Here is a 25993-nt window from a genome sequence, read left to right on the forward strand (position 1 = left end):
GGCGATCGCGGCGCCGATGGCGGTGGTGGCGGAGTTCGACTTGGGCGCCGTCGCCAGGTGGATCACCGCCTGGGCCAGGTTGAGCTGCGCTTCGGGCAGCCCGACGTACTCGACGGCGTGCGCGGCGGCGGTGGCCACGCTCAGGGCCCCCGGGTCGGCCATGCCGACGTCCTCGCTGGCGAAGATGACCAGGCGGCGGGCGATGAACCGGGCGTCCTCGCCGGCGACCAGCATGCGGGCCAGCCAGTGCACCGCGGCGTCCACGTCCGAGCCGCGCATGCTCTTGATGAAGGCGCTGACCACGTCGTAGTGGGCGTCGCCGTCGCGGTCGTAACGCACCGCCGCCACGTCGACGGCCTGCTCGGCGGTGGCGAGGTCGATCCGCCCGGCGCCGAGAGCCGCGGCGGAGGCCGCCGCCGCCTCCAGCGCGGTGAGCGCCTTGCGGACGTCACCGGCAGCCAGCCGGACCAGGTGGTCCTCGGCGTCCGGGGTCAGGGTCAGGGCGCCGTCCAGGCCGCGCTTGTCGGTGACCGCGCGGCGCAACAGGCCTCGCACCGCCGCGTCGTCCAGCGGTTGCAGGGTGAGCAGCACGCACCGCGACAGCAACGGCGAGATGACCGAGAAGTACGGGTTCTCGGTGGTCGCCGCCAGCAACGTGACCGTACGGTCCTCGACGGCGGCGAGCAGCGAATCCTGCTGGGTCTTGCTGAACCGGTGCACCTCGTCGATGAAGAGCACGGTCTGCGGGCCGCCCGAGCGGCGCTGACGGCGGGCCGCCTCGATCACCGCCCGCACGTCCTTGACGCCGGCGGAGAGCGCCGACATGGCGACGAAGCGGCGGTCGGTCGCCCCGGCCACCAGGTGCGCGATGGTGGTCTTGCCGCTGCCCGGCGGGCCCCAGAGGATCACCGACAGCGGAGCGCCGCCGGAGACCAACTGCCGGAGCGGGGCGCCGGGGGCGAGCAGGTGGTCCTGCCCGACCAGCTCGTCGAGGGTCACCGGGCGCATCCGGACGGGCAGGGGCGAGTCGTCGGCCACCGCGGTGAAGCCGTCGACACCGGCGGGACCGTCGGGCGCGCTGCGCGACCCGGCGGGTTCACCGAGGGAGAAGAGGGCGTCGGACTCCATCACGAAGACAGTACCGGGCCGGGCCCACGACGCCGGAATCGCGCCGCGGGCCCGCCACCGGTGATCGGTTCCGGTCAGCCACGACCGGGGCGACGGCCCCGGTACCAGCGGCCGCCGCCGCCACCGCCACCACTGCGCGGGCCGCTGCCCACGCCGCCCAGGTAGAGCGAGAGAAGGAGCAGGCCGATGAGGACGAGCGTGTTCCAGTTGAACAGGTCAGGTGCGCCGAAGTCGGTGTTGAGCAGATCGAGCAGCAGAGCGAAGCCAAAGACGATGGCCGCGAGAATGGCGAGCATGTCGGTCCTCCGGTGGGGGTTCCCAGTAGGTCGGCGCGTGATGTACCCAATCGGTCCACTCGCCAATCTCCACCGTGGATGTGGTTGCGTCGGGGCCTGGGTGCCGCCCTGACCGCCGGGATGACGCGGGCGCTGCTGGCCCGTCACGACACCGTCGGGCTGGGCGTCTACCCGGACAACGTCGGGGCGGCACGCCTCTACCGTCGGCTCGGCTTCACCAACACCCTGCCGCTCAGCTCGGTCCGCCTGGGGTGAGATGCGAGGTGCCCCTGTCGTGACAGGGGCACCTCGTGGCTCACCGGTCGGCGGCCGGCACGGGAACCGCCGGCGGCTCGGCGGCGGGGGCGCGGCGGCGGCCGGCCAGCCAGGCGGGCAGGTAGAGCGGGGCGGCGACGGCGAGCACCACCGCGCCGACCACCATCGCGGTGCCGACGCTGGTGGCGGCCGCCAGTGCGGTCAGCGCCACCCCGCCGAGCGCGCCGGCCGGCTGCCCCACCATCGAGTTCAGCGACAGCACGCTGGTCCGGTACGGGCCGTCGACCTGCCGGTGCAGCAGCCCGCTGTGCAGCGGGTTGGACGCGCCGTGCACTGCGTAGCAGGCCAGGTAGGCCACGAGCACCCCGACCGGCCCGGCGAACAGCCCCATCCCGACCACCGTCACCCCCTGCAGGATGCGCAGCAGGGCCGCGCCCGGTGCGGCACCGAACCAGCGCAGCAGCAGCGGGGTCAGCGCCGCGCCTGCGGCCGAGGCGAGCCAGGCGGCCGAGTTGGCCGGCCCGAGCAGCGCGGCGGCGCGTTCCGGGTCACCGATCACCTCGGCGAGACGCACCGGCAGCAGCGACTCGAAGGTGACCATGCCGAAGCCCCAGAACAGCTCCACCGCGACCAGGGCCAGCAGCACCCGGGAGCGGCGCAGCAGCCCGACCGCCTCGCCGATCATCCGGGGGGCCTGGACCACGGAGGCCCGCAGGGCCGCGAACCCGGTGGCCGGCCGCTGCTCGACGAGCAGCACGACCAGCGCGACCAGTGCGATCGCCTGTGCCACGATGGCGGCCAGCACCGGCACCGTGAGCGCGGTGACCGGCCCGATCGGGCCGAGTGCAATGAGGCCACCGCTGATCAGGGCGCCGGCGCCGATCGCGCCGCCGACGACGGTGCCGGCGTAGCCGAGACCGCGCTCGTACTCGGCGTCCGGGTCGGCGGCCAGGGTGGCGTCGACGTACCAGGACTCCAGCGGGCCGCTGTCCAACGCCCGGTAGACCCCCTGTAGGGCCCAGACCGCGAAGAACAGCACGAACGAGTCGGCCACCGCGAACAGCGCCAGCGAGGCGAGGTTGATCGCTCCGGCGGCGAGCAGCACCGGCCGCCGGCCGAGGGCGTCGGCGAGCCCACCGGTGGGCAACTCCAGCGCCAGCACCAGCAGGCCCTGCGCGGTGCCGACCAGGCCGATCTGCGGCAGCGACAGGCCACGCTCCTGCATCAGCAGGATCATGACCGGGATCATCAGGCCCGTGGGCAGCCAGCGCAGGCCGTAGAGCGTGAGGTAGCGACGCCGGACCTGGCGTACGGTCAGCGCGCTCACGACGCCACCTCCCTTCGCGACTGCGAGGCTCGCAAACCCGGCTCACTCCTCGCGCTCACTGGAGGCCCTCGCGCAACGGGTAGGCGGCCAGGAAGACCTGCACCGGGCGGGCCTCCGGGTCGGCCGGGTCCGCGGTGTCGGCCTCACGGTGGTAGCGCTCCAGCACCTGCCACACCTCCGCCTCCAACTCCTTCAGCCGGGCCGGCGGAATGGTCATGAAGATGTCGCTCATGCCGAAGGCGTCCCGCCAGGCGGGCGACCACTCGTGCTGCGTGGCGAACCAGTGGTCGGCGGTCTCGGCGAGGAGACGCACCTGGTCGCCCTGGATCCACTCGATCGCGGCCCGGGCGTCGGGGTCGTCGTCGAAGTCGCTCGGATCCCAGTTGGTGACGTCGTGTGCGGCCTGCCACCAGCGCTGCCGCCCGGTGCCCCGGTCGGGATCCTCGACGACCAGCCCGACCTCGGCGAGTTGGCGCAGGTGGTAGCTGGTCGCGCCGGTGTTGGTGCCGAGCAGTTCCGCGAGGGTGGTGGCCGTGGCGGGGCCCTTCACCCGCAGGGCCCCGACCAGCCGCATCCGCAGCGGGTGCGCCAGCACCCGGACCTGCCGTTTGTCGATCCGTACCTCACGCGGCGCCGGCCGCGGGGTCGTTTCGTCGTTCGTCATGAACGCACACTATCTCTGCACACTTCCTATGCACAAGAGTTATGCATAGGAAGTGTGCATCTCTGCTCAGCGCGCCAGGAGTTCGCGCACTCCCCTCAGCCGCGTGCGCAGCAGGCCGGCGGCGCGAGCGGAGTCGAGGCGTACGTCGAGGGGGCGGGACAGGCCGACGGCGGCCCCGGTGGTGGTCTTCAGCCCGGCCGCGTCCAGCCCGAGCCGCTCGGCGACCAGCAGGCCCAGCTCGGCCCGGCTCACGGCGTCCGGGCCGGCCACGTTGAGCAGACCGGCGTACGGGGAGGCGACCAGTTCCAGGACGGCGTCCGCAAGGTCGGTGACGTCGACCGGGCAGCGCAACTCGTCGCTGAACAGCACCGCCCGGCCGGCGAGCGCGTCCCGGCAGAGCTGGATCTGCTTGCTGCCCTCCCCCAGGATCAGCGAGGTACGCACCAGGGCCGCGCCGGGGTCGATCGCCCGCACGGCGGTCTCGGCGGCGGCCTTCGCGGCACCGTACGCGTGCACCGGCGTGGGCGGGTCGTCGTCGGCGTAGGGCGTGGGACGGCCGGCGTGCAGCGCGTCACTGGACACGTGCACCAGCCGGGCACCCGCCTCGGCGGCGGCGACCGCCACGTTCGCGGCCCCGTCCGCGGTGACCGCCCAGTCGTCGTACCGATAGGGGGTCCCGACCACGGCGTCCGGCCGCACCTGGGCGACCAGCGCGCGCACGGCGGCCCGGTCGGTCACGTCCAGTCGGTGCTCCCCGACCCCCAGCACCCCGACGAAACCCGAGTGGAAGGTCCCGAAAACAGAAAACCCAGCGCGCAGTCCCCGCCGACAAACGGCACGCCCCAGAAGCCCACTACCGCCGACGACAAGCACCCGCATCCAGCCCACTCCCCTGTTGATCAAGAGGTTTGCGTCATCTCGCCGGGCGATGATGACGCAAACCTCTTGATCAACCAAGCATGGCGCGGAGGCGGCGCCTCTAGACCGGGTCGGCTACCGGGGCTGCCGCGCCCGCCGTTCCGGTGTGGGCGGTGGCGGGCGGCTTCGGCTTGGCGTCGATGCCGGCCTCGGCGCGCTGCTGGGCGGTGATCGGGGTGGGAGCGCTGGTCAGCGGGTCGAAGCCACCACGGGTCTTCGGGAAGGCGATGACCTCGCGGATCGAGTCGGCGCCGGCCAGCAACATGCACACCCGGTCCCAGCCGAAGGCGATGCCGCCGTGCGGAGGGGCGCCGTACTTGAACGCCTCCAGCAGGAAGCCGAACTTGTCCTGCGCCTCCTCGGGGGTGATGCCGAGCAGGTCGAACACCCGCTTCTGCACGTCACCCCGGTGGATACGGATCGACCCGCCGCCGATCTCGTTGCCGTTGCAGACGATGTCGTACGCGTACGCCAGGGCCCGGTCCGGAGCCTCCTCGAACCGGTCGACCCACTCGGAGTTCGGCGAGGTGAACGGGTGGTGCACGGCCGTCCAGCCGCCCTCGTCCGTCCGCTCGAACATCGGCGCGTCGACCACCCAGCAGAACGCCCAGGCGCTCTCGTCGATCAGCCCGGTCCGCTTGGCGATCTCGACGCGGGCCGCGCCCAGCAGCTCCTGCGCCTCCCGGGTGGTGGCGCTGGCGGCGAAGAAGATCGCGTCGCCCGGCTTGGCGCCGACCGTGTCGGCGAGCCCGCCCAGGTGCTCGGCGGAGAGGTTCTTCGCCACCGGGCCACGCGCCTCGCCGGTCTCCGCGTCGAGCACCACGTACGCCAGACCGCGCGCGCCGCGCGCCTTGGCCCAGTCCTGCCAGCCGTCCAGCTCCTTGCGGCTCTGCGACGCGCCACCCGGCATCACGACCGCGCCGACGTAACCGCCCGCGTCGATCGCCCCGGCGAAGACCCGGAACTCGGTGCCGCGCAGGTACTCGGTCAGCTCGGTCAGCTCGACCCCGTAGCGCAGGTCCGGCTTGTCGGAGCCGTACCGGGCCATCGCGTCGTGCCAGGTGATCCGCGGGATCGGCTGGCTGATCTCGTGCCCGGCCAGGTCCTTCCAGAGCGCCGAGACGATCGCCTCGCCGAGGTCGATCACGTCGTCCTCGGTGACGAACGACATCTCGATGTCGAGCTGGGTGAACTCGGGCTGCCGGTCGGCGCGGAAGTCCTCGTCGCGGTAGCAGCGGGCGATCTGGTAGTACCGCTCCATGCCGCCGACCATCAGCAGCTGCTTGAACAGCTGCGGCGACTGCGGCAGCGCGTACCAACTGCCGGGCTGAAGCCGCACCGGGACCAGGAAGTCGCGGGCGCCCTCGGGCGTCGAGCGGGTCAGCGTCGGCGTCTCGATCTCCAGGAAGTCCCGCTCGTGCAGCACGCCCCGGGCCAGGTGGCTGGCACGCGAGCGCAGCCGCAGCGCGTTCGCCGGGCCACTGCGGCGCAGGTCCAGGTAGCGGTAGCGGAGCCGGATGTCGTCGCCGGCCTCGATCTGGTCGTCGACCGGCAGCGGCAGCGGCGCCGCCTCGGAGAGCACCTCCAGCTCGGTGACGGTCACCTCGACCTCGCCGGTGGGCAGCTCCGGGTTCTCGTTGCCGGCCGGACGCCGGGTCACCTCACCGACGACCTTCACGCAGAACTCGTTGCGCAACGCGTGCGCATCTTCCTCACGGAACACCACCTGGACAACACCGGAACCGTCGCGCAGGTCGACGAAGATGACCCCGCCGTGGTCGCGCCGGCGGGCCACCCAGCCGGCGAGCGTCACCGTCGAGCCGGCGTCCGCGGCGCGCAGGCTTCCGGCATTGTGGGTACGGATCACGGCTGGCAACTCCTCATCGTGGAACAGTCCTCACCGGCATTCTGTCAGGGGTGGCCGCCCTGCCTCCGGGGCACCCGCCAGGCCGACGCGATTCGCAGGTGGGGCAGCCCGGCGAACCCGACTCAGCCGGCGGCCAGGCCGGTTAACGTGGCGAAATGCGCGCCGTACCGAACTGGGCCGTCGCCACGGCGGCTGCCGCACCCCTGCTGCTGGTGGCCGGCTGGACGGTCGCGGAGGCGCGACAGCCCGCCGGTTACGACCCGATCCGGGACACCATCAGCGAGCTGGCCGGGCAGGAGGCCGTCGACGCCTGGATCATGATCACGGCTTTGGTGCTGCTCGGGTGCTGCTACCTGGCCGTCGCCGCCGTCCTGCACGCGGCCGGTCTGCCCAGCCGTTTCCTGCTGGCCGTCGGTGGGGTGGCGACCATCGCGCTGGTCGCGTTTCCCCGGCCCACGGTCGGCGGTTCGCTCAGCCACGGCATCGCGGCGACCGTGGCGGTCCTCGCCCTGGCGCTCTGGCCGGCCGGCTCGGCACTGTGGCTCCCGCGCGGGCACGACGCCGCGCACCCGAGCAGGCCCGAACCGCCCTGGGCGTTCCGCCGGGCGGTGGGGTTGAGCGCCACGGTGGTGCTGCTGGCGCTCTTCGGGTGGTGCGCGTACGAGGTCACCAGCGGGTCGCGCACCGGGCTGGCCGAGCGGGTGACGGCGGTGGCGGTCTCACTGTGGCCACTGCTGGCCATCCTCTCCGCCCGGCGGGCGCACCTGGCCTGGGCCGTCGGCGGCGCGACAGCCATCGGCCCGAACCTGCCGACCGGCGGCGTCGTACCCCCGGATCCGCTCGGGCCCGCTGGTGGGCCCGCTGGTGGGCCCGCGCCTCGGCGGCCCGACCGGCTGCCATAGGTCACAGCCCGGCGCCCGGTCGGCACGTACGCCAGGTGTCGGCCCCGGGAGTGGGGCCGTCGCACCGCTACGATCACCCGATGTCCGCCGTTCCCCGCTGGGCCCTGCTGTCCGCCGGCGGCGCGCCGGTGTTTCTCATCGGAGGCTGGACGCTGGCGCAGGCCGCCCAACCCGACGGGTTCGACCCGATCCGGCAGACCATCAGCGCGCTTGCCGCCACGGACGCGGACCAACGCTGGATCATGACGGTGGCGCTGGCCGGCCTGGGTCTCTGTCACCTGGCAACCGCGCTCGGCCTGGTCGCCGCGGCACCAGCGGCTCGCGGGCTGCTCGCCCTGGGCGGCCTTGCCACCCTGGTGCTGGTCGCGTTCCCGCAACGCCCGGGAGGCGGCTCAACGACGCACGCCGTCGCCGCTGGCGTGGCGTTCGTGGCGTTGGCCGTCTGGCCCGCCCTGGCGGTGCCCCGCCGAGCGGCGCCGTCGCACGAGCAGGTCCAGCGCGATCTACCGGACGGGTCGGCTCCGCGCGTCCGCGGGACTGCGCTCGCGGTGACGGCGGTGCTCCTCGGACTGCTCGGCTGGTTCGCCGTCGAGCTCTTCACCGACGGCGCACGGATCGGGTTGTCGGAGCGGCTGGTGGCGGCCGCCGAGGCGGTCGTACCGTTGGCCGCCGTGCTCGCCGCGCTGGCCTCCGAGCGGCGGCCGGGAGCGTCCGCGCCGCGCTGACCGCCCGGCGTCGGCCATGTCCGGGGTACGCCGAGCACACCGTGGCCGGCGATCAGGACAACGGTGGCCAGGACAGCGGTGCACGGTGGCCCGGACAGCGGTGCACGGTGGCCAGGACAGCGGTGCCGGGTGGTCTGCACAGCGGTGCACGGTGGCCCGGACAGCGAACGGGCCGCCGGACGAATCCGGCGGCCCGCTGGCGGTGACTGGATCAGAAGACGCTGACGCCGTAGCGGCTGAGCGCCTCGGTGACCGGCTGGAAGAAGGTCGTACCACCGGTGCGGCAGTTGCCACTGCCGCCGGAGGTCAGGCCCAGGGCGGTGCCACCGGCGAACAGCGAGCCGCCGCTGTCGCCCGGCTCGGCGCAGACGTTGGTGCGGATCAGGCCGGAGACCGAGCCCTCGGCGTAGTTCACCGTGGCGTTGGTCGCGTTCACCGAGCCGCTGCGCAGGCCGGTGGTGCTGCCGGAACGCTGCACCGACTGGCCGACCGACGCGTTGCCGGAGCCGGTGATGTCGCGGAAGCTGCCGTTGTAGAGCGAGACGTTGCCGGCCGCGTTGGCCGAGTTGTTGTGCCGCACGATGCCGTAGTCGTTACCCGGGAAGCTGGTGCCGGTACGGGTGCCGAGCAGCGAGGTCTGGGCGGAGTTCGAGTACCAGCTGGCCGAGATGTTGGTGCAGTGCCCGGCCGTCACGAAGGAGTAGGTGCTGCCACTGCGCACGTTGAAGCCGAGCGAGCAACGCCCGCCGCCGCCGGCGTAGATGGCCTGACCGCCGGAGATCCGGGTGCTCAGCACGCCGGCCTCGGCCTCGACCCGGACCGCGCCGTTGGCCCGCGCGGCGGCGGCCTTGACCCGCTCCAGCTTCGCACCGGTGACGGTGCTGTCCACGGAGACGACGACCTGGTTGGTGACCGGGTCACTCCACCAGGCGGTGCCCGGGATCTTGGCGGAGCGCTCCAGGTCCGCGGTGGCCCGGTTGAGCTCGCCGGCACCACGGGTGACGTAGCGGACGACGGCGCCGGCCTTGCTCGCCTTGCTGGCGGCGGCGGCGTCGGTCACCGTGACGACGGACTTGCCGCTGGCGTCGATGTACGAGCCGGCGGAGCGGTCGCCGAGTGCCGCGGAGAGCGCCGCGGCGGCGTCGGGCGAGGCGGCAGGAGCGGCCTGGGCGGGTGCGCCGATGAGCGCGCCGACGACCAGGGATCCGGACACGGCGACGGTGGCCGCGACGCGGAACGAGGACCTCGTGGGTCGCATGTAACAAACCTCCTGGGCGGGGGGACGGGTCTCGCCGGGGGGAACGGCTGACCCGAGGGCAACCCGGCCGATCTGCGAAAACCGGTCGAGTGAACTGAAGTATTCACATACTTAAGATCATTGACAAGGCTTGTTTCCGCCCGGATCCGCCGATCTTGGTAGGCCACAATGCCGCAACACCCCTGACACGCTGGGGAACAACCACCGTCACACCCGCATCGATTTCGTACGCACGATCATCGATGTCTTGTCGATGCAGGATGCGGGGTGGGTGCGGGACGCCGCGCGTCAGGGGTCACGTCGACGGGCGCCGGGGCCCGGGCGCGGCACCACGTCGCGCGACTGGTCCACGTCGTGCCCCTCGGCGCAGCGCAGCTCCACACGGACCGACGCCCCGCAGTCACGGTGAGTGACGCTCAGCGGCGGACCCTCCGGACCGGCGAGGTACCGATCGCCCCACCCGAGCACGGCGACCAGCACCGGCCACAGGTCCAGGCCCTTCTCCGTCAGCCGGTACTCGTGGCGCAACCGGCTGCCGGGCTCCCGGTACGGCTCACGGCTCAGCACGCCCTGCTCCACGAGAGTGGACAGCCGGTTGGTCAGCACCTGGCGCGGGATTCCGGTGCGCACCCGCATGTCGTCGAAGCGGCGTACGCCGGTGAACACCTCGCGGAGCACCACCAGGGTCCACCGCTCACCGAGGATCTCCATGGCGCGGGCGATGGTGCAGTTGTCCACCGACCAGTCCAGTGCCGCGGGTCGCATCCGACCAGGCTAGGTCTCATTGACAGACTCAGCAACCTGCTGCCAGGCTGCGTCCATGACGCAGACGCAGGAACCGGCGCGCAGCCGGACCTTCAGCTGGGCGGACCCGGCGGCCAACGCCGCCCAGGTCGGTCGACGCAGCGGCATCGACATGCTGCGGGCGATGATCGCCGGCGAGCTGGCCGCACCGCCGGTGATGCACCTGCTCGACATGACCCGGATGGAGGCCGACGAGGGCCGGGTCAGCGTCGAGCTGACCCCGCAGGAGTTCCACTACAACCCGCTCGGCACCGTCCACGGTGGCGTTCTCTCGACGCTGCTGGACACCGCCGCCGGGTGCGCCGTGCACACCACCCTGCCCGCCGGCGTCGGCTACACCTCGCTGGACCTCAACGTGAAGTTCCTCCGCCCGGTCACGGTCGACAGCGGCACGCTGCGCTGCGAGGGCACCGTGCTGCAACGTGGCCGACGTACGGCTCTGGCCGAGGCCCGCATCACCGACGCGAAAGCCCGCCTGATAGCCCACGCCACCAGCACCTGCCTGATCCTCCCCCTCCCCTAACCAACGCCCCACCCCCACCCCCACCCCGCCCCCACGCCCCACCCGCCGCTTGAGTTGATCAAGAGATTTTCGTCAGAAAACGAGCTTTCGCTGACCGAAAGCTCTTGATCAACCCGGGTGGGGGGCGGGTGGGGTGGTGGGGCGGACGTGGGACGTGGGACGTGGGGCGGGGTGCGGGCGGGGCGGGGGGTTAGCGGAGGGCTAGGCGGGCTGCTCGGGCGTCGCGCTTCTCCTCGAAGCGGCTCGCGGCACGGTTCAGCGCGTCCAGCTGGGTGGACAGCTCCTCGCGGGCGGCCTCGCCGTCGGCGTTGAGGCCGGTCACGTTGAAGACGTCCCACTGGCGCAGGACCGGCTGCAACACCTCGTCGCGGTGCTGGCGCAGGTCGTAGATGCCGGCCAGGGCGATCGCCACCGACTTGCGGGCGAAACCGTCGATGCCGCTGCCCGGCATCTGGAAGTCGGCCACCACGTCGGCGACGGCCCGCATGGCCTGACTCGGGGCCAGCTCGAACGCGGCGGCGAGCAGGTTGCGGTAGAAGACCATGTGCAGGTTCTCGTCGGCCGCCACCCGGGCCAGCAGCGCCTCGCAGGCGGGGTCGCCGGTGGCCTTGCCGGTGTTGCGGTGCGAGATCCGGGTGGCCAGCTCCTGGAACGAGACGTACGCCAGCGAGTGCAGCACCTCGTCGCCGTGGGCGTTGGTGTAGCCCTCGGACATGTGCGTCATCCGGGCCCGCTCCAGCGCCACCGGGTCGACGGCCCGGGTGACGGTCAGGTAGTCGCGGATCGCGACGCCGTGCCGGCCCTCTTCCGCGGTCCACCGGTGCACCCAGGTGCCCCACGCGCCGTCGCGGCCGAACAGGGTGGCGATCTCGTGGTGGTACGAGGGCAGGTTGTCCTCGGTCAGCAGGTTCACGATCAGCGCGGTGCGGGCCACGTCCGGGATGGTCGAGTCGGTCGGTGACCACGCCTCGCCGCCGAGCGGGCCGTCGAAGGTCCGCCCCTCGCTCCACGGCACGTACTCGTGCGGGAACCACTCCTTGGCGAGCGCGAGGTGGCGGTCCAGGTTGCGGGCGACCACCGGCTCCAACTCGACGAGCAGTGCGGTCTGACTGAGTGTGGTGCTGACGGTCACGAGAAACTCCCTACGGTGGCGTAACTTACGCTACCGTAGGTCCCCGCGGCCGGAAGCGCCAGTGGAGACACTCACCCGACCGTTGGCGTGAGGTCCCCCAGAGGGGGCATCCACTCCTGCGCACCGGCCGTGACCTGCTCACCCGAGCGGATGTCCTTCACCTCGTCCGGCGCACCATCGACACCGGGGAACCAGACGTACGGGATGCCGCGCCGCTCGGCGTAGCGGATCTGCTTGCCGAACTTCGCGGCGCTCGGCGACACCTCGGTCGGCACCGCGCGCCGTCGCAGCGCCTCGGCCACCCGGTTGCTGGCCGTGCGCTGCTCCTCGCTGGTCACCGCGACGAGCACGGCGGTCGGCACCTCCCGGGACACCGACAGCTCCCCCGCGCCGAAGAGCAGCCCGAGCAGCCGGGTCACCCCGATCGAGATCCCCACCCCGGGGTACGAGACGTTGCCGGCGGTGGCCAGGTTGTCGTACCGGCCGCCGGAGCAGATCGAGCCGAACCGCTCGTAGCCGCGCAGCTGGGTCTCGTACACCGTGCCCGTGTAGTAATCCAGGCCACGGGCGATGCGCAGGTCCGCGACGCAGAGGCCGGGCGCGTGCTCGGCGGCGGTCTCCACCACCCGGACCAGCTCGTCGATGCCCTCGTCGAGCAGCGGATCGCTGACCCCGAGCGCGCGGACGGCGTCGGCGAACGAGGCGTCCGGGGCGGAGATCTCGGCCAGCGCCAGGCACGCCTTGGCCTGCGCCTCGCTCGCCCCGGCGGTCTGGGCCAGCAGGTCGGCCACCTTCGCCGGGCCGATCTTGTCGAGCTTGTCCACCGCGCGCAGCGCCGCCTCCGGGTCGGTCAGCCCGATACCCCGGTAGAAACCCTCGCAGATCTTGCGGTTGTTGACCTGGATCGTCACCGGCGGGATCGGCAACGAGCGCAGCGCGTCGCCGATGACGAGGGGCATCTCCGCCTCGTGGTGCGGGGCCAGGGTGTCCCGGTCGACGATGTCGATGTCGGCCTGCACGAACTCCCGGTAGCGGCCCTCCTGCGGGCGCTCACCCCGCCACACCTTCTGGATCTGGTAGCGGCGGAACGGGAACGCCAGCTTGCCGGCGTTCTCCAGCACGTACCGGGCGAACGGCACGGTCAGGTCGAAGTGCAGGCCGAGCTGGTCGTCACCACCGGCACTCTCCGCGTCGGCGTGCAGCCGCCGGATCACGTAGACCTCCTTCGAGGTCTCGCCCTTGCGCAGCAACTGGTCCAGCGGCTCCACCGCGCGGGTCTCCAGCGGCGCGAAGCCGTACAGCTCGAAGGTGGCCCGGATCTTGTCGAGCACGAACTGCTCGATCATCCGCTGACCGGGGGTCCACTCCGGGAAACCGGAGATGGGCGTGGGCTTGCTCATCGGCGTACTCCTTGCGGTGCCGCGCCCGCGGCGCGGTGCTGTCGTGTGTCCGCGCGCGGCGCGGACGAAAGATCTAGAGGCCCCGGGTGGGAGCGGCCGGCGACGTGCCAGCCACCTCGATGAGGTACGGGTTGCTGGCGCGCTCACGGCCGATGGTGGTGGCGGGGCCGTGGCCGGGCAGCACGACGGTGTCGTCGGCCAGCGGAAGGATCTTGTCGCGCAGGCTGGTGAGCATGGCCGGCATGCTTCCGCCCGGCAGGTCGGTGCGCCCGATCGACCCGGCGAACAGGACGTCACCGGAGAGGCACAGCTCGTCTGCCTCCCAGCCCGACCCGGCGCCCGGCAGCCGGAACAGCACCGACCCGCCGGTATGGCCCGGGGCGTGGTCGACGGCGATCTCCAGGCCGGCGAGCGTGAGCGTGGCGCCGTCGGTCAGCTCCGCCACGTCCTCCGGCTCGGTGTAGCTCAACCGACCGCCGAAGAGCGACGTCAGGTCGGCCGACAGGCCCTTGGACGGGTCGGCCAGCATCTCCCGGTCGCCCGGGTGCACGTAGGCGGTGACGCCACGAGCGTCACAGACCGGCGCGACCGAGAAGGTGTGGTCGAGGTGGCCGTGGGTGAGCAGCACGGCGGCCGGATGCAGGCGGTGCTCGGCCAGCAGGGCATCGAGCTGGTCGAGCACCCCGATGCCGGGGTCGACCACCACGCACTGCTCCCCCGGCGCGGTGGCAACCACGTAACAGTTGGTGCCGAAGGCGTCCGCGGGAAAGCCGGCCACGAGCACGGGCGCTGTCCTTTCCGTCGAGCAGCTGTCGTCCTGCCCAGCAGCCTAACGGGCGTGCCGAGCGACTTTGCCGCGTCCGCCCCTCGCGCCCCGTACGGCACAGTGACAATGCCCGATAAGCGCTGCTCGGGATGGGGTGGAGCCTCGTACACCACATTCCCAGTCGCTAGCCGTACACTCTGGCGGGCGTGTGGCGCGACACACGTGACGCCCGGACGGGCCGGGACGCCCGGTCGCCGGCGACGACCAGGTAGAGGAAAGGGGAGCACGGGTGGCTTCCAGCAGGGACCGGCAGCGCAAACTGGCGCGGGAAAAGCTCGACCGGCAGTTGGCTCGCCGGGCCGCCGCGACGCGGCGCCGTCGGCAGATCCAGGCCGGTGTCGGTGCCGCCCTGATCCTCGTGTTGGTGGTGGCCGGCTCGGCCTGGGCGCTCGGGGCGTTCGACTCCGACCCGAAGCAGAACACGGCCGCGGAGGAGACCTGCCTCTGGACGCCGCAGGACGCGACGGCCAACACCAACCTGAAGGACGTCGGCACGCCGGCGACCAAGGATCTGCCCACCGACGGCACCCGGGCGATGACGGTGACCACCAACCAGGGCGCGCCCATCACCGCGGAGCTCAGCCTCACCAACTCCCCGTGCGCGGCGGCGAGCATCGCCCACCTGGCGAGCCGGTCGTTCTACGACAACACCACGTGCCACGAGATCACCACCGAGGGCGCGCTGCACTGCGGCGACCCCAGCGGCACCGGCCTCGGCGGGCCCACCTACTCGTTCTACGACGAGGAGGTGCCGACCGTGCCGTCGGCGTCCCCGTCGGCCAGCCCGGCCCCCGGCCAGCCGCCGACGTACCCGAAGGGCACCGTGGCGATGGTCTCCAACCCGCCGGGCAGCAACGGCAGCCAGTTCCTGATCTTCTTCAAGGACTTCACCACCGCCGACCCGAAGTACCCGGTGATCGGCCGGGTGACCGGCGGGCTCGACGTGGTGGAGAAGATCGGCGCCCTCCCGACCGTGGACAATGGGACCGGGGCCAAGGTCAAGCCCAGCACCGACGTGACGATCCAGAGCCTCACGGTCGGTGAGCCGGTCACCGGCGCCGCGCCCCCGGCCTCCGGCGCCCCGGGCAGCAGCCCGAGCGCCGGCTGACCGGGCGCCACCACCCACCCCAAGCGGCACTCAGCAGCAGACAGCCCAGGAGGATCCAGGCGTGACGTCCACCAGAGAGCGGCAGCGCGCGGCGGCACGCGCCCGGCTCGAGAAGGAGATGGCCGAGCGCTCGGCCAAGGCCCGCAAGCGCCGGCAGACACAGGCGATCGTCAGTGCGGCTGCCGCGCTGGTGCTCGTGGTCGCCGGCACCGTCTGGCTGGCGATGAGCCTCGGCGACGACGACGACAAGGGCGACACCGCCGCGCCCGCGGCCGGGGCGTCCGAGTGCGTCTTCAACGCGATGCCGACCGAGCAGCGGCCCCCGCAGATCAAGGACGTCGGGGTGCCGAGCAACGAGCAGTACGCCAAGGGCGTGCAGACCATGACGATCGACACCAACCTCGGCCCGATCACCGCCAAGGTCGACCGGTCGCTGGTGCCCTGCACGGCGGGCAGCTTCACCTACCTGGCGGAGAAGAACTTCTTCGACAACACCAAGTGCCACCGCCTCGTGACCGAGGGCATCAAGGTGTTGCAGTGCGGTGACCCCAGCGCCACCGGCAACGGCTGGCGGGAGACCGACGGCCAGGGTGGCCCGAGCTACCGCCTGCCCGAGGAGAACCTGCCCACCGACAAGCGCCCGCCGTACCCGGAGGGTGTCATCGCGATGGCCAACTCCGGCCAGCCGGGCAGCACCGGCAGCCAGTTCTTCATCGTCTACGGCGACTCGCCGCTGGACCCGGCGTACACGGTGCTGGGCACCATCACCGGTGGCCTGGACATCGTCAAGGACGTGGCCAAGGCCGGCGACGACGGGGCGTTCGCCCAGCAGGCCGGCGGTGGCCACCCGAAGAAGGAGGTCATCATCAAGGACCTCCTCATGAGCAACCCGCAGGGCTGACGCCCGAGCACACGACACAGCGCCCGCCGGCTCAGCCGGCGGGCGCTGTCGTGTACGGGGTACGCGTCAGGCGCCGGAGGTGACCCGGTAGGCGTCGAAGACGCCGTCGACCTTGCGGACCGTGGCCAGCAGGTGACCCAGGTGCTTCGGGTCGGCCATCTCGAAGCTGAACCGGCTCACCGCCACCCGGTCGCGGGTGGTGGTGACGGTCGCGGAGAGGATGTTGACCCGCTCGTCGGAGAGCACCCGGGTGACATCGGCCAGCAGCTTGTGCCGGTCCAGTGCCTCGACCTGGATCGCGACCAGGAACGTCGAGGCGGAGGTGAGCTTCCAACTCACCTCGACCACACGCTCGCTCTGCGCCCGCAGATCCTCGGCGTTGGCGCAGTCGTCGCGGTGCACGCTCACCCCGCCGGAGCGGGTGACGAAGCCGAACACCGAGTCCGGTGGGACCGGGGTGCAGCAGCGGGCCAGCTTGATCCAGACGTCGCTGACGCCCCGGACCACCACACCGGGGTCGCTGCTGCTCTGCCGGCTGCGCGGTGGCCGGGTGGCGACGGCGGTCTCGGCGATGTCCTCCGCCGCGCCCTCCTCGCCGCCGTACGCGGCCATCAGCTTCTGCACCACCGACTGCGCGGAGACCTGGCTGTCGCCGACCGCCGCATAGAGCGAGGCCACGTCGGCGAGGTGCAGGTCCCGCGCGATCGACATCAGCGCGTCGGAGGTGAGCATCCGCTGCAACGGCATGCCCTGCTTGCGCATCGCCTTGACGATCGCGTCCTTGCCGGCCTCGATCGCCTCCTCGCGGCGCTCCTTGTTGAAGTACTGCCGGATCTTCGTCCGCGCGCGGGGGCTCTTGACGAAGCCCAGCCAGTCCTGCGTCGGGCCGGCCGTCTCGGACTTCGACGTGAAGATCTCGATCACGTCGCCGTTGGACAGCGTCGACTCCAACGGCACCAACTTGCCGTTGACCCGCGCGCCGATGCACTTGTGCCCGACCTCGGTGTGCACCGCGTACGCGAAGTCCACCGGCGTCGACCCGGTCGGCAGCGGGATGACGTCACCCTTCGGGGTGAAGACGTACACCTCCTGGCTGGACAGGTCGAAGCGCAGCGCGTCCAGGAACTCGCTCGGGTCGGCCGCCTCCCGCTGCCAGTCGAGCAGCTGCCGCAGCCAGGTCATCTCGTCGATGTGCGCGGGCGGGCCGACGATCTGGGTGCCCTTGTGCTCCTTGTACTTCCAGTGCGCGGCGATGCCGAACTCCGCGGTGCGGTGCATCGCGTACGTGCGGATCTGCATCTCCACCGGCTTGCCGGTGGGCCCGATGACCGTCGTGTGCAACGACTGGTACATGTTGAACTTGGGCATCGCGATGTAGTCCTTGAAGCGGCCCGGCACCGGCTGCCAGTTGGCGTGGATGACGCCCAGCGCCGCGTAGCAGTCCCGAACGGTGTCGACCAGGATCCGCACCCCGACCAGGTCGTAGATGTCGTTGAAGTCCCGACCCCGCACGATCATCTTCTGGTAGATCGAGTAGAGGTGCTTCGGCCGCCCGGTGGTCTCCGCCTTGATCTTGGCGGCCTTCAGGTCGGTGCCGACCTTCTGGGTGACCTGCCGCAGCAGCGTCTCGCGCTGCGGCTGGTGCTCCCCGATCAGCCGGTTGATCTCCTCGTAGCGCTTCGGGAACAACGTGCCGAAGGACAGGTCCTCCAGCTCCCACTTGATCGTGTTCATACCGAGCCGGTGCGCGAGAGGCGCCAGGATCTCCAGCGTCTCCTTGGCCTTCTGCTCCTGCTTGGGGCGGGGCAGGAAGGTCAGGGTGCGCATGTTGTGCAGCCGGTCGGCCAGCTTGATCACCAGCACCCGGGGGTCCTTGGCCATCGCCACGACCATCTTGCGGATCGTCTCGGCCTTGGCCGCGTCACCCAGCTTGACCTTGTCGAGCTTCGTGACGCCGTCGACCAGCAGGGCGACCTCGCCACCGAAGTCGGCGCGCATCTGGTCGAGGGTGTACTCGGTGTCCTCGATGGTGTCGTGCAGCAGCGCGGCGACCAGCGTGGTGGTGTCCATCCCCAGGTTGCCGAGGATGGTCGCCACCGCGAGCGGATGGGTGATGTACGGGTCGCCGGACTTGCGGTACTGCCCGGAGTGCCACCGCGCGGCCGTGTCGAAGGCGCGCTGGAGCAGGCGGGCGTCGGCCTTGGGGTGGTTGTCCCGGTGGCTCGCGATGAGCGGCTCCAGCACCTCGCTGACCTGCGAGGTCTGCCAGGGTGCGTTGAACCGGGCCAGCCGGGCCCGGACCCGCCGACCGGTGGGCGCGTTGGACAGCCCGAAGCCACCGCTCGGCGACGGGTCGATGCCCGCGTCGGTCGGGAACGGCACCACAACCCCATCGGCGCCGGGCTCGGCCTCGACGCTCGGCGGACCGCTGATCGGGCGCACCGTGCTCTCGCCCGCAGCCCTGCCGGAGCCGTTGCCGGTGCCCGTCACCCGGGCCGGCGCGTCGCCTGACCGGTCAGTCACCGAGCCGTCAGCGTCGCCTGTCGGGTGCACCGTGCCCTCCGCCGGAGGGACGACATCGTGGGACACCGGCCTCCTCACCGCTCGCCGGAAAAACACCGACCGAACATCGGTCGGCCTGGTCTCGCCTCGCCGGACGTGTGCGGCCGGCGTCAGCAAAGGGCAATGCTACCCGCACCGGAGGCCCCCTGCCGCTCCGCCGGACGGTCGACGCCGGCAGCGCCCGCCGGATCTGGGATCAAACGGTCAGCCGCGTGTCGTACGACTCAAACGGTCAGCAGGGCGTGCACCGGACGCTGCGCCAGCCGCTCCCGACCGCCCAGGAACCCCAGCTCCAGCAGCACGGTGAAGCCGGTCACGGTGCCGCCGGCCCGCTCGACCAGGTCCAGCGTCGCCTCGGCGGTGCCGCCGGTTGCCAGCACGTCGTCGACGACCAGGACCCGGTGCCCGGCGGTGAAGGCATCCTCGTGCACCTCCAGGGTGGCCTCGCCGTACTCCAGCGAGTAGGAGACCGAGTGCGCCGGGCGGGGCAGCTTGCCGGCCTTGCGCACCGGCACCACGCCCACCCCGGCCGCGTAGGCGACGGCCGCCGCGACGACGAAGCCGCGCGCCTCGATGCCGACCACCACGTCGAAGGCGTCCCGCCCGTGGTACGCGACGATTCCGTCGATCACCTCACGGAAGACCTTCCCGTCGGCGAACAGCGGCATCAGGTCCTTGAACATGACGCCGGGCTTGGGGAAGTCGGGCACGTCCAGCACCCGGCTGGCGACCAGTCGGGCGGCCTCCGGGCCGCTGTCCCCGCGCGCCTCGGTGCTGTGGGTCTCCGTCACGGCTGTTCCGCTCTCCTTCGACGACGACGGCGTCCGGCAGTGCTGCTCACACAGCATGCCGGACGCCGTTTCGGTGTTTCCGTTCGGGTCAGCGCCGCTTGGCGCCACCACCCGGCCGGTTGCCGCCGCCACCCGGGCGACCGCCCCGGGCGCCGGTCGGCCGCTTGCCCGCCGGCCGGGCGCCCACCTTGGGGGCGGCACCCGCCAGCGCGGCGGCGTCCGGGTCGAGCGGCTCGTCGGTCGCGTCGGCCTGAGCCGGGCTCACGGCACCCTTCGGGGTGATCTCGCCGCGGGCCAGGGCGCCCCGCCGGCTCAGGACGCGCTTGTTGTGCGCCTGGATCCGCGGGTCGTAGTTCTTGAGCAGCGCCAGCAGCGGGGTGGCCACCAGGATGGAGGTCAGGAACGCCACCGCCATACCGACGAACAGCACCAGGCCGAGGTCCTTCAGCGTGCCGGCGCCGAGCAGGCCGGCACCGATGAAGAGCAGACCGCCGACCGGCAGCAGGGCGACCACCGAGGTGTTCAGCGACCGCATCAGGCTCTGGTTGACGGCCAGGTTGGCCGCCTCGCTGTACGTCTGGTTGTTGTTGGCGGTGATGCCTCTGGTGTTCTCCTGCACCTTGTCGAAGACCACCACCACGTCGTAGAGCGCGAAGCCCAGGATCGTGAGGAAGCCGATGATCGTCGACGGGGTGACCTCGAAGCCGACCAGAGAGTAGATGCCGGCGGTGAGGATCAGGTTCATGAACAGCGAGGCGACCGCGGCGACCGCCATCCGCCACTCGAAGCGCAGGATCAGGTAGACCATCACCAGCGCGATGAAGATGACCAGACCGAGCACGGCCCGCTCGGTCACCTGGCTGCCCCACGCCTCGCTGACCTGGTTGCCACTGATCTGGTCGGCGTTGATGCCGAGGTCCGAGGCGATCTGGGTCTTGACCGCGTTGACCTGCTCGGCGCTGAGCTGACCGGTACGCAGCTCGTAGGAGTCGCCGCCGGGGCCGCCGACCTTCTGCGCGGTGGCGACGTGGGCGCCGGTGTTCTCGGCGGCGAGGGCCGCGTTGACCTCCCGCTCGGCGTCCTCCAGAGTGCCGACGCTGGCCGGCACCTGGAACGAGTTGCCACCGGCGAACTCGATGCCGAGGCTGAAGCCACGCAGACCGAAGCTGAGGATCGCGATCAGGATCAGGACCCCGGCGACGCCGAACCAGAGCTTGCGGCGGCCGACGACGTTGAGACCGGCCTCGCCGTTGTAAAGGCGGCTCGCCAGACCGTTTTCAGCCATCTCAGGCCTCCTTGGCGCGCGGGTTGCGGGGCTGAGTCGGCTGGTTGCGGGCCGGAAGCGCCCGGCCCAGACCGCTGACCCGCGGGGACAGGAACGCCCGGGTCCGGGCGAACATGGTCATGATCGGGTGACGGAAGAGGAAGACCACGACCAGGTCCAGGACGGTGGCCAGACCGAGGGCGAACGCGAAGCCCTTGACCGTGCCGACCGAGACCACGTAGAGCACCACCGCGGAGAGCAGGGTGATCGCGTTGGCCGAGATGATCGTCCGGCGGGCGCGGATCCAGGCGCGGGGCACCGCGCTCCGCGGGCTGCGACCCTCCCGGATCTCGTCCTTCAGTCGTTCGAAGTAGATGACGAACGAGTCCGCCGCCACACCCAACGACACGATCATTCCGGCGATGCCGGCGAGGGTGAGCGTGAAGCCGATCTGCCGGCCGAGCACCACCAGCGCGCCGAAGACGAGCAGCGCCGAGAGGATCAGGCTCAGGAAGATCACCGAGCCGAGCAGCCGGTAGTAGAAGAACGCGTAGATGATGACCAGCAGCATGCCGATGCCGGCCGCCAGCAGACCGGCGCGCAGGTGGCTGGCACCCAGGGTTGCCGTGACGTTCTGCTGCTCCTGCTGCTCGAAGGTCACCGGCAGCGCGCCGTAGCGCAGCTGGCTGGCGAGCGCGCTGGCGTCCTTCTGGTTGAAGTTACCGGTGATCTGGGAGTTGCCGGTCAGCACGCCCTGGATCTCCGGGGAGGAGACGATCTCGTTGTCCAGCACGACGGCCACGCGGCACTTGCCGTCCTGGCCCAGCGCGGTCGCGTCGCAGGCCTGACCCTCGTTGTTGAACGCTTCCCGGGTCAGCGCCGTCCACTTGCCCTGGCCGTCGCCGGTGAAGTCGAGGCTGACCACCCAGGCGTTGGTCTGGTCGAGCACCGCGTCGGCGTCGTCCACGTCGGTGCCCAGCACCTTGGCCTGGTCGAGCAGGTACTTCGAGGCGCCGTCCTCGCAGGAGACCACCTGCTGCTTCGGGTCCGAGATCGACGCCGGCGGGCGCTTGTCGAGCTGCGCACAGCCGATCGTCGGCACGTTGAACTGCATCTGCGCCGGCAGCACGGCCACCTCGCGCGGCGTCAGCGCGCCGAACGGCTTGAGCTTGTCGGCCAGCGACGGGTCGGACGCCAGGTCGGCCGGGGCCTGCAGCCCGTTGGCGGCCTGCCAGGACGCCGCGCCCACCTTCTGCTCGACGGCCTTGCGCTGCTCCTCGACACTGGCCGGCACCGGCTCGGCGCTGGCGCTCGGCGTCGGGGCGGCGGCGCTCGGCGAGGCGGACGCGGAGGGGGTCGGCGTGGCGCTCGGCGACGCCGGGGCCATCCCGCCCTGACCGCCACTGGGCGAGGAGGTCGCCTTCGGCGCGCCGCTGCCCGACGGGGTCGGGACCGCGCTGCCGGACGGGGTCGGAACGGCGCTGCCGGACGGCACCGGCGTGGCGGCCGGCGGCGGCACGGCAGCCGTCCCGCTGCCGTCGGCGCCCTTGATCACCTTGCGGAAGCGCAGCTCGGCGGCGCTGCCCACGTCGGTGAGGTCCCGGTTCTCACCGGGCAGGGAGATGACGATGTTGCGGTTGCCCTCGGTGACCACCTCGGCCTCGGCCACGCCGAACGCGTTGACGCGACTCTCGATGATCTGGCGGGCCTCCTCGAGGTTCTCCGCCGTCGGAGGCTTGCCGTCGACGCTGTTCGTCGCCTCCAGCGTCACCCGGGTCCCGCCGATGAGGTCCAGACCGAGCCTGGGCTCGAGCCGGTCCTTCAGGCTGCCGCTGGCACCCGAGAAGAACACCAAAAGATAGAGGACGACGAAGATGAACCCGAGCACGGCGAGCTGCCGCCCGGGGCGCATCTGTCCCTGAGGTGGTGCCACGGCTGTCCTGTCTCCCTGTACGGTCGCGCCGCTGCGCGCAGCGGCGGCGGTGTCGGGCCGGGGGTCCCGGCCGACGGGTCGGCCCTGAGCCGACGAGGTGCCGACACGAGGACCGGTCACGCCGGCGTGGGACGCCGACGGTCACGGGAACGTGCCGACGCCCGGCGTCGACCCAACTATCCAGTTTTCACGTCTCGTCCGCTGCCCCGTCGGGCGTCGGCAGCCCGGAAGCCGCTCGACCGGCCGTACGCCGGACTCGCCGCCCCGGGAGGAGGCGTCACTCCTTGACGGTGTCCGCGTCCTCGGTGACCGGCTCGCTCGGCAGCTCCGCGCGGGTGACCACCCGGGCGATGGCCGGTCGGGCGTAGCGCTCCTGCACGCCCGGGGCAACCTCGATCAGGACGGTGTCGTCCTCGATGCCGGTGACCGTGCCGTAGAGCCCGCCGATGGTGACGACCTCGTCGCCGGGGCCGAGGTTGGACTGCATCGCCTCTGCCTCTTTGCGGCGCTTCTGCTGGGGTCGGATCATCATGAAGTACATGACACCGAAGAGCAGGGCGATCATCAGGATCGGCGTGAAACCGCCGGCCCCGCCACCCGCTGCTGCCAAATGCACGGTTACTGACCTTCCCATTGGCCACCTGCCCGGCACCTGGATGCCGGAGCGGAGGCGGATTCTCACGTCCTGTACAGACCGCGGCGAAGTCTAAACCCTGCACCTGGGAACGCCGAATGCGGCACAGATCACGTTCACATCACGGCTGATCGGTGTCCAAGGAGAACAGATCGGGCGCGGGCGGACTATCCATACCAAATGTACCATTCGGTGGAGTACGTCCCAGATGCCGCCAAGCCCCTTCGGTCGCCACCCGGCCCCGGGGCGTACGGGCCAACAGACCGGCACGGACCAGGAACGGCTCGCAGACCTCCTCGACCGTGTCCGGCTGCTCCCCCACCGCCACCGCGAGGGTGGACAGGCCCACCGGGCCACCTCGGAACGAGTCGACCAGCGCGGTCAGCACCGCCCGGTCCAGCCGGTCCAGGCCCAGCGCGTCCACGTCGTACACGACCAGGGCGGCGCGGGCGGTGTCGAGATCGACCACCCCGTCGGCCCGCACCTCCGCGTAGTCGCGGACCCGGCGCAGCAACCGGTTGGCGATCCGGGGCGTGCCCCGGGACCGGCCGGCGATCTCGGACGCGCCCTCCGGGGTGATCGGCACACCGAGAATCCGCGCCGAGCGGTGCAGCAGCGTCTCCAGATCCGCCGGGGCGTAGAAGTCGAGGTGCGCGACGAAACCGAACCGGTCCCGCATCGGCCCGGTCAACAGACCCGAGCGGGTCGTCGCCCCGACCAGGGTGAACGGCTCGACGTCCAGCGGGATCGCCGTCGCCCCCGGACCCTTGCCGACGACCACGTCGACCCGGAAGTCCTCCATCGCGCTGTAGAGCAGCTCCTCCGCCGGCCGCGCGATGCGGTGGATCTCGTCGATGAACAGCACGTCGCCCTCGGCGAGGCTGGTCAGGATGGCCGCCAGATCACCGGAACGCTCGATCGCCGGGCCGCTGGTCACCCGGATGCCCGCGCCCAGCTCGGCGGCGACGATGTTGGCCAGACTCGTCTTACCCAGCCCCGGTGGGCCGGAGAGCAGGATGTGATCCGGTGGCGACCCCCGCCGCATCGCGCCCTGCAACAACAGGTCGAGCTGATCGCGCACCCGGTCCTGGGCGATGAACTCGGCCAGCCGCCTCGGCCGCACCGTGGCCTCCGCGTCCCGTTCCGCGTCACTGACGTACGCCGAGACAAGCCCGTCGATCTCGCTCATCGCACGGCCCGCGCGCTCATCGGGTGCGGCCCAGCAGACGGATGGCCTGCTTGAGCAGGACCGGCACCGGCGGCGTCGGGCCGTCGATGGTCTCCGCCACGGCGGCCACCGCCTGGTCGGCCTGACCGGCCGACCAGCCCAGCCCGACGAGCGCCTGCCGAACCTGGTCAGGCCAGGCGCCAGCGGTCACCCCGCCCACGCCGTCCGCGCCGATCGACACCGGGCCGATCCGGTCGCGCAGCTCCAGCACCAGGCGCTCGGCACCCTTCTTGCCGATGCCGGGCACCCGGGTCAGCGCCGCCGTGTCGGCGTTGGCGATCGCCTTGCGCACCGCGTCCGGGGTGTGCACGGCCAGCACCGCCTGGGCCAGTCGCGGGCCGACCCCACTGGCGGTCTGGAGCAGCTCGAACAGCGACTTGGCGTCGTCGTCGGCGAAGCCGTAGAGGGTCAGCGAGTCTTCCCGCACGATCAGGCTGGTCGCGAGCCGGGCGACCTGGCCGACCCGCAGCTCGGCGAGCGTCCCGGGGGCGCAGTGCACGGCGAGACCGACACCGCCGACCTCGATCACGGCCTGGTCCGGACCCGTCGCGGTCACCGTGCCGCGCACGCTGGCGATCATCGTGCTCCTCCTCGTCGTACCCGCTCGGCCGCGGCAGCCAGCTTGGATCGGGTCCCGCCGCGCCACACGTGGCAGATGGCCAGGGCCAGCGCGTCGGCGGCATCGGCCGGCTTCGGTGGCTCGGCCAACCGCAACAGACGCGTCACCATGGCGGTCATCTGCGCCTTGTCGGCCTGACCGGACCCGGTGACGGCCGCCTTCACCTCGCTCGGGGTGTACGTCTGCACGGGCAGCCCCGCTCGCGCCCCCGCCAGCACGGCGATGCCGCTGGCCTGCGCGGTGCCCATCACCGTGCGCACGTTGTGCTGGCTGAACACCCGCTCGACGGCGACGCTCTCCGGCTGGTGCTCGGCAACCAGTTTGGTCAGCGACCGGTCCAGGTGCAGCAGGCGCAGGGACAGGTCGTCGGCCGGGTCGGTGTAGACCACGTAGTAGGCGATGAGAGTGCAGGGCTTGCCCGGCACACCCTCGACCACGCCCACCCCACACCGGGTCAACCCCGGGTCGACACCGAGCACGCGCACGCCGCCCCCTCCCCAGCTGTCAGCAGTACGTGTGTTCGACACCCTAACCGGCGCCCTTCCCTCCAGCCCCACGGGACACGCCTTCCGCACCGCGCGCCCCGCGCCCCCGACCCGCGCCTCCCTCCCCCGCGACCCGCGACCCCCGACCCGCGACCCACGACCCGCGACCCCCGACCCGCGACCCACGACCCCCGGCCCGCGACCCGCGACCGCAACCCGCGACCGCGACCCGCGCCAAGATCTGCGCAACTTCCCGGATGTTGCTGCCTCCGGCGCGCGAGAGACAGCAACATCCCTGATATTGAGCGGATCTTGACGACGAACACCGTCCGACTGACCGGGAGCGGCCTTCGGGCGCCCACCGCCGTCAAGATCACGCTCGATCCAGGATGTAGTGGCCACGAAACGCCGGGATGCCACTACATCCAGGATGTTGCACGATC

Annotated in this window: 25 protein-coding genes; 6 read left to right on the forward strand and 19 right to left on the reverse strand. The window is 71.7% G+C overall.

The genetic code is table 11. The annotated features are described in order from the left end of the window. The coding region (locus LADH09A_RS27185) for a replication-associated recombination protein A (RefSeq protein WP_238648477.1) at positions 1-1128 on the reverse strand (1128 nt) is incomplete at its 3' end. Positions 1129-1202: 74 nt separating this feature from the next. Then, positions 1203-1424 carry a hypothetical protein gene (locus tag LADH09A_RS27190; RefSeq protein ID WP_124821643.1) on the reverse strand — a complete coding sequence of 74 codons (222 nt, stop codon included), beginning with the start codon at positions 1422-1424 and terminating at the stop codon, positions 1203-1205. A 78-nt stretch (positions 1425-1502) separates the two neighbouring features. Here LADH09A_RS27190 and LADH09A_RS27195 point away from each other — a divergent pair, with 78 nt between their 5' ends. Then, positions 1503-1679, forward strand: coding sequence for a GNAT family N-acetyltransferase (locus LADH09A_RS27195; protein ID WP_238648478.1), 177 nt, complete (start codon positions 1503-1505; stop codon positions 1677-1679). A 40-nt stretch (positions 1680-1719) separates the two neighbouring features. Here LADH09A_RS27195 and LADH09A_RS27200 read toward each other — a convergent pair whose 3' ends face one another. The 4 genes from LADH09A_RS27200 to aspS all read right to left on the reverse strand — a co-directional run bounded on the left by LADH09A_RS27200 (position 1720) and on the right by aspS (position 6455). Further along, positions 1720-3006: an MFS transporter gene (locus LADH09A_RS27200; protein WP_238648480.1), complete on the reverse strand. Its 1287-nt coding sequence runs from the start codon at positions 3004-3006 to the stop codon at positions 1720-1722. Between the two features lie 55 nt (positions 3007-3061). Beyond that, positions 3062-3670, reverse strand: a complete 609-nt coding sequence (locus LADH09A_RS27205; RefSeq protein WP_238648481.1) for an ArsR/SmtB family transcription factor — start codon at positions 3668-3670, stop codon at positions 3062-3064. A 66-nt stretch (positions 3671-3736) separates the two neighbouring features. Beyond that, positions 3737-4549 (reverse strand): sugar nucleotide-binding protein, encoded by an 813-nt coding sequence (locus LADH09A_RS27210; RefSeq protein WP_238648483.1) that lies wholly within the window; start codon positions 4547-4549, stop codon positions 3737-3739. A 100-nt stretch (positions 4550-4649) separates the two neighbouring features. Continuing rightward, the gene (gene aspS / locus LADH09A_RS27215) at positions 4650-6455 is read right to left on the reverse strand and encodes an aspartate--tRNA ligase (RefSeq protein ID WP_238648485.1); all 1806 of its coding nucleotides are present in this window, start codon (positions 6453-6455) and stop codon (positions 4650-4652) included. A 155-nt stretch (positions 6456-6610) separates the two neighbouring features. Between aspS and LADH09A_RS27220 the strand changes: the two genes are divergently transcribed. Together LADH09A_RS27220 and LADH09A_RS27225 are read left to right on the forward strand one after the other, a co-directional pair. Further along, complete coding sequence (locus tag LADH09A_RS27220; protein ID WP_238648487.1) at positions 6611-7357, forward strand: DUF998 domain-containing protein; 747 nt, start codon at positions 6611-6613, stop codon at positions 7355-7357. Between the two features lie 80 nt (positions 7358-7437). Continuing rightward, positions 7438-8082 (forward strand): DUF998 domain-containing protein, encoded by a 645-nt coding sequence (locus LADH09A_RS27225; protein WP_238648489.1) that lies wholly within the window; start codon positions 7438-7440, stop codon positions 8080-8082. Between the two features lie 211 nt (positions 8083-8293). On the opposite strand, the gene LADH09A_RS27230 is transcribed toward LADH09A_RS27225, so the two are convergent. Together LADH09A_RS27230 and LADH09A_RS27235 are read right to left on the reverse strand one after the other, a co-directional pair. Then, positions 8294-9340: a S1 family peptidase gene (locus LADH09A_RS27230; RefSeq protein WP_238648490.1), complete on the reverse strand. Its 1047-nt coding sequence runs from the start codon at positions 9338-9340 to the stop codon at positions 8294-8296. Between the two features lie 288 nt (positions 9341-9628). Then, positions 9629-10105, reverse strand: coding sequence for a winged helix-turn-helix transcriptional regulator (locus tag LADH09A_RS27235; protein ID WP_238648491.1), 477 nt, complete (start codon positions 10103-10105; stop codon positions 9629-9631). A 55-nt stretch (positions 10106-10160) separates the two neighbouring features. Between LADH09A_RS27235 and LADH09A_RS27240 the strand changes: the two genes are divergently transcribed. Next, a complete protein-coding gene (locus LADH09A_RS27240; protein WP_238648492.1) occupies positions 10161-10667 on the forward strand; it encodes a PaaI family thioesterase in 507 nt (168 codons plus the stop codon). A 190-nt stretch (positions 10668-10857) separates the two neighbouring features. On the opposite strand, the gene LADH09A_RS27245 is transcribed toward LADH09A_RS27240, so the two are convergent. From LADH09A_RS27245 to LADH09A_RS27255, 3 genes are all read right to left on the reverse strand, one after another. Further along, complete coding sequence (locus LADH09A_RS27245) at positions 10858-11799, reverse strand: acyl-ACP desaturase (RefSeq protein ID WP_238648493.1); 942 nt, start codon at positions 11797-11799, stop codon at positions 10858-10860. Between the two features lie 71 nt (positions 11800-11870). Then, positions 11871-13199, reverse strand: coding sequence for a histidine--tRNA ligase (gene hisS / locus LADH09A_RS27250; RefSeq protein ID WP_238648494.1), 1329 nt, complete (start codon positions 13197-13199; stop codon positions 11871-11873). A gap of 73 nt (positions 13200-13272) precedes the next feature. Next, a complete protein-coding gene (locus LADH09A_RS27255; RefSeq protein WP_238648495.1) occupies positions 13273-13983 on the reverse strand; it encodes an MBL fold metallo-hydrolase in 711 nt (236 codons plus the stop codon). Between the two features lie 271 nt (positions 13984-14254). Between LADH09A_RS27255 and LADH09A_RS27260 the strand changes: the two genes are divergently transcribed. Both LADH09A_RS27260 and LADH09A_RS27265 read left to right on the forward strand, forming a co-directional pair. Next, entirely contained in the window at positions 14255-15133 is an 879-nt protein-coding gene (locus LADH09A_RS27260) for a peptidylprolyl isomerase (protein WP_238648497.1), read from the forward strand. A gap of 61 nt (positions 15134-15194) precedes the next feature. Then, positions 15195-16034 (forward strand): peptidylprolyl isomerase, encoded by an 840-nt coding sequence (locus LADH09A_RS27265; protein WP_238648499.1) that lies wholly within the window; start codon positions 15195-15197, stop codon positions 16032-16034. Between the two features lie 66 nt (positions 16035-16100). Here LADH09A_RS27265 and LADH09A_RS27270 read toward each other — a convergent pair whose 3' ends face one another. From LADH09A_RS27270 to ruvC, 8 genes are all read right to left on the reverse strand, one after another. Beyond that, positions 16101-18623 (reverse strand): RelA/SpoT family protein, encoded by a 2523-nt coding sequence (locus LADH09A_RS27270; protein ID WP_238648500.1) that lies wholly within the window; start codon positions 18621-18623, stop codon positions 16101-16103. A gap of 197 nt (positions 18624-18820) precedes the next feature. Beyond that, the gene (locus LADH09A_RS27275; RefSeq protein WP_238648501.1) at positions 18821-19387 is read right to left on the reverse strand and encodes an adenine phosphoribosyltransferase; all 567 of its coding nucleotides are present in this window, start codon (positions 19385-19387) and stop codon (positions 18821-18823) included. Between the two features lie 88 nt (positions 19388-19475). Next, entirely contained in the window at positions 19476-20672 is a 1197-nt protein-coding gene (gene secF, locus LADH09A_RS27280; RefSeq protein ID WP_238648502.1) for a protein translocase subunit SecF, read from the reverse strand. A 1-nt stretch (position 20673) separates the two neighbouring features. After that, positions 20674-22584 (reverse strand): protein translocase subunit SecD, encoded by a 1911-nt coding sequence (gene secD, locus LADH09A_RS27285; RefSeq protein WP_238648503.1) that lies wholly within the window; start codon positions 22582-22584, stop codon positions 20674-20676. A 277-nt stretch (positions 22585-22861) separates the two neighbouring features. Beyond that, on the reverse strand, positions 22862-23218 hold the full coding sequence (yajC, locus tag LADH09A_RS27290) for a preprotein translocase subunit YajC (protein WP_372492361.1): 357 nt from the start codon (positions 23216-23218) through the stop codon (positions 22862-22864). A 121-nt stretch (positions 23219-23339) separates the two neighbouring features. After that, positions 23340-24407 (reverse strand): Holliday junction branch migration DNA helicase RuvB, encoded by a 1068-nt coding sequence (ruvB, locus tag LADH09A_RS27295; protein ID WP_238648504.1) that lies wholly within the window; start codon positions 24405-24407, stop codon positions 23340-23342. 16 nt (positions 24408-24423) lie between these two features. Continuing rightward, positions 24424-25026 (reverse strand): Holliday junction branch migration protein RuvA, encoded by a 603-nt coding sequence (gene ruvA / locus LADH09A_RS27300; protein ID WP_099852214.1) that lies wholly within the window; start codon positions 25024-25026, stop codon positions 24424-24426. Then, the gene (gene ruvC / locus LADH09A_RS27305) at positions 25023-25550 is read right to left on the reverse strand and encodes a crossover junction endodeoxyribonuclease RuvC (protein ID WP_238648505.1); all 528 of its coding nucleotides are present in this window, start codon (positions 25548-25550) and stop codon (positions 25023-25025) included. Before ruvC ends, ruvA begins: the two co-directional genes overlap by 4 nt. Positions 25551-25993: the final 443 nt, after the last annotated feature.

The organism is Micromonospora cabrerizensis (genome assembly GCF_022230955.1).
GTDB classification, from domain to species: domain Bacteria; phylum Actinomycetota; class Actinomycetes; order Mycobacteriales; family Micromonosporaceae; genus Micromonospora; species Micromonospora cabrerizensis.

Excerpts from the sequence above, each read along its gene's own strand:
- LADH09A_RS27190 (WP_124821643.1), bottom strand. The coding sequence starts at position 1,424 with ATGCTCGCCATTCTCGCGGCCATCGTCTTTGGCTTCGCTCTGCTGCTC.
- LADH09A_RS27195 (WP_238648478.1), top strand. The coding sequence starts at position 1,503 with ATGTGGTTGCGTCGGGGCCTGGGTGCCGCCCTGACCGCCGGGATGACG.
- LADH09A_RS27205 (WP_238648481.1), bottom strand. The coding sequence starts at position 3,670 with ATGACGAACGACGAAACGACCCCGCGGCCGGCGCCGCGTGAGGTACGG.
- LADH09A_RS27210 (WP_238648483.1), bottom strand. The coding sequence starts at position 4,549 with ATGCGGGTGCTTGTCGTCGGCGGTAGTGGGCTTCTGGGGCGTGCCGTT.
- LADH09A_RS27220 (WP_238648487.1), top strand. The coding sequence starts at position 6,611 with ATGCGCGCCGTACCGAACTGGGCCGTCGCCACGGCGGCTGCCGCACCC.
- LADH09A_RS27225 (WP_238648489.1), top strand. The coding sequence starts at position 7,438 with ATGTCCGCCGTTCCCCGCTGGGCCCTGCTGTCCGCCGGCGGCGCGCCG.
- LADH09A_RS27230 (WP_238648490.1), bottom strand. The coding sequence starts at position 9,340 with ATGCGACCCACGAGGTCCTCGTTCCGCGTCGCGGCCACCGTCGCCGTG.
- LADH09A_RS27235 (WP_238648491.1), bottom strand. The coding sequence starts at position 10,105 with ATGCGACCCGCGGCACTGGACTGGTCGGTGGACAACTGCACCATCGCC.
- LADH09A_RS27240 (WP_238648492.1), top strand. The coding sequence starts at position 10,161 with ATGACGCAGACGCAGGAACCGGCGCGCAGCCGGACCTTCAGCTGGGCG.
- hisS (WP_238648494.1), bottom strand. The coding sequence starts at position 13,199 with ATGAGCAAGCCCACGCCCATCTCCGGTTTCCCGGAGTGGACCCCCGGT.
- secF (WP_238648502.1), bottom strand. The coding sequence starts at position 20,672 with ATGGCTGAAAACGGTCTGGCGAGCCGCCTTTACAACGGCGAGGCCGGT.
- yajC (WP_372492361.1), bottom strand. The coding sequence starts at position 23,218 with ATGGGAAGGTCAGTAACCGTGCATTTGGCAGCAGCGGGTGGCGGGGCC.
- ruvB (WP_238648504.1), bottom strand. The coding sequence starts at position 24,407 with ATGAGCGAGATCGACGGGCTTGTCTCGGCGTACGTCAGTGACGCGGAA.
- ruvA (WP_099852214.1), bottom strand. The coding sequence starts at position 25,026 with ATGATCGCCAGCGTGCGCGGCACGGTGACCGCGACGGGTCCGGACCAG.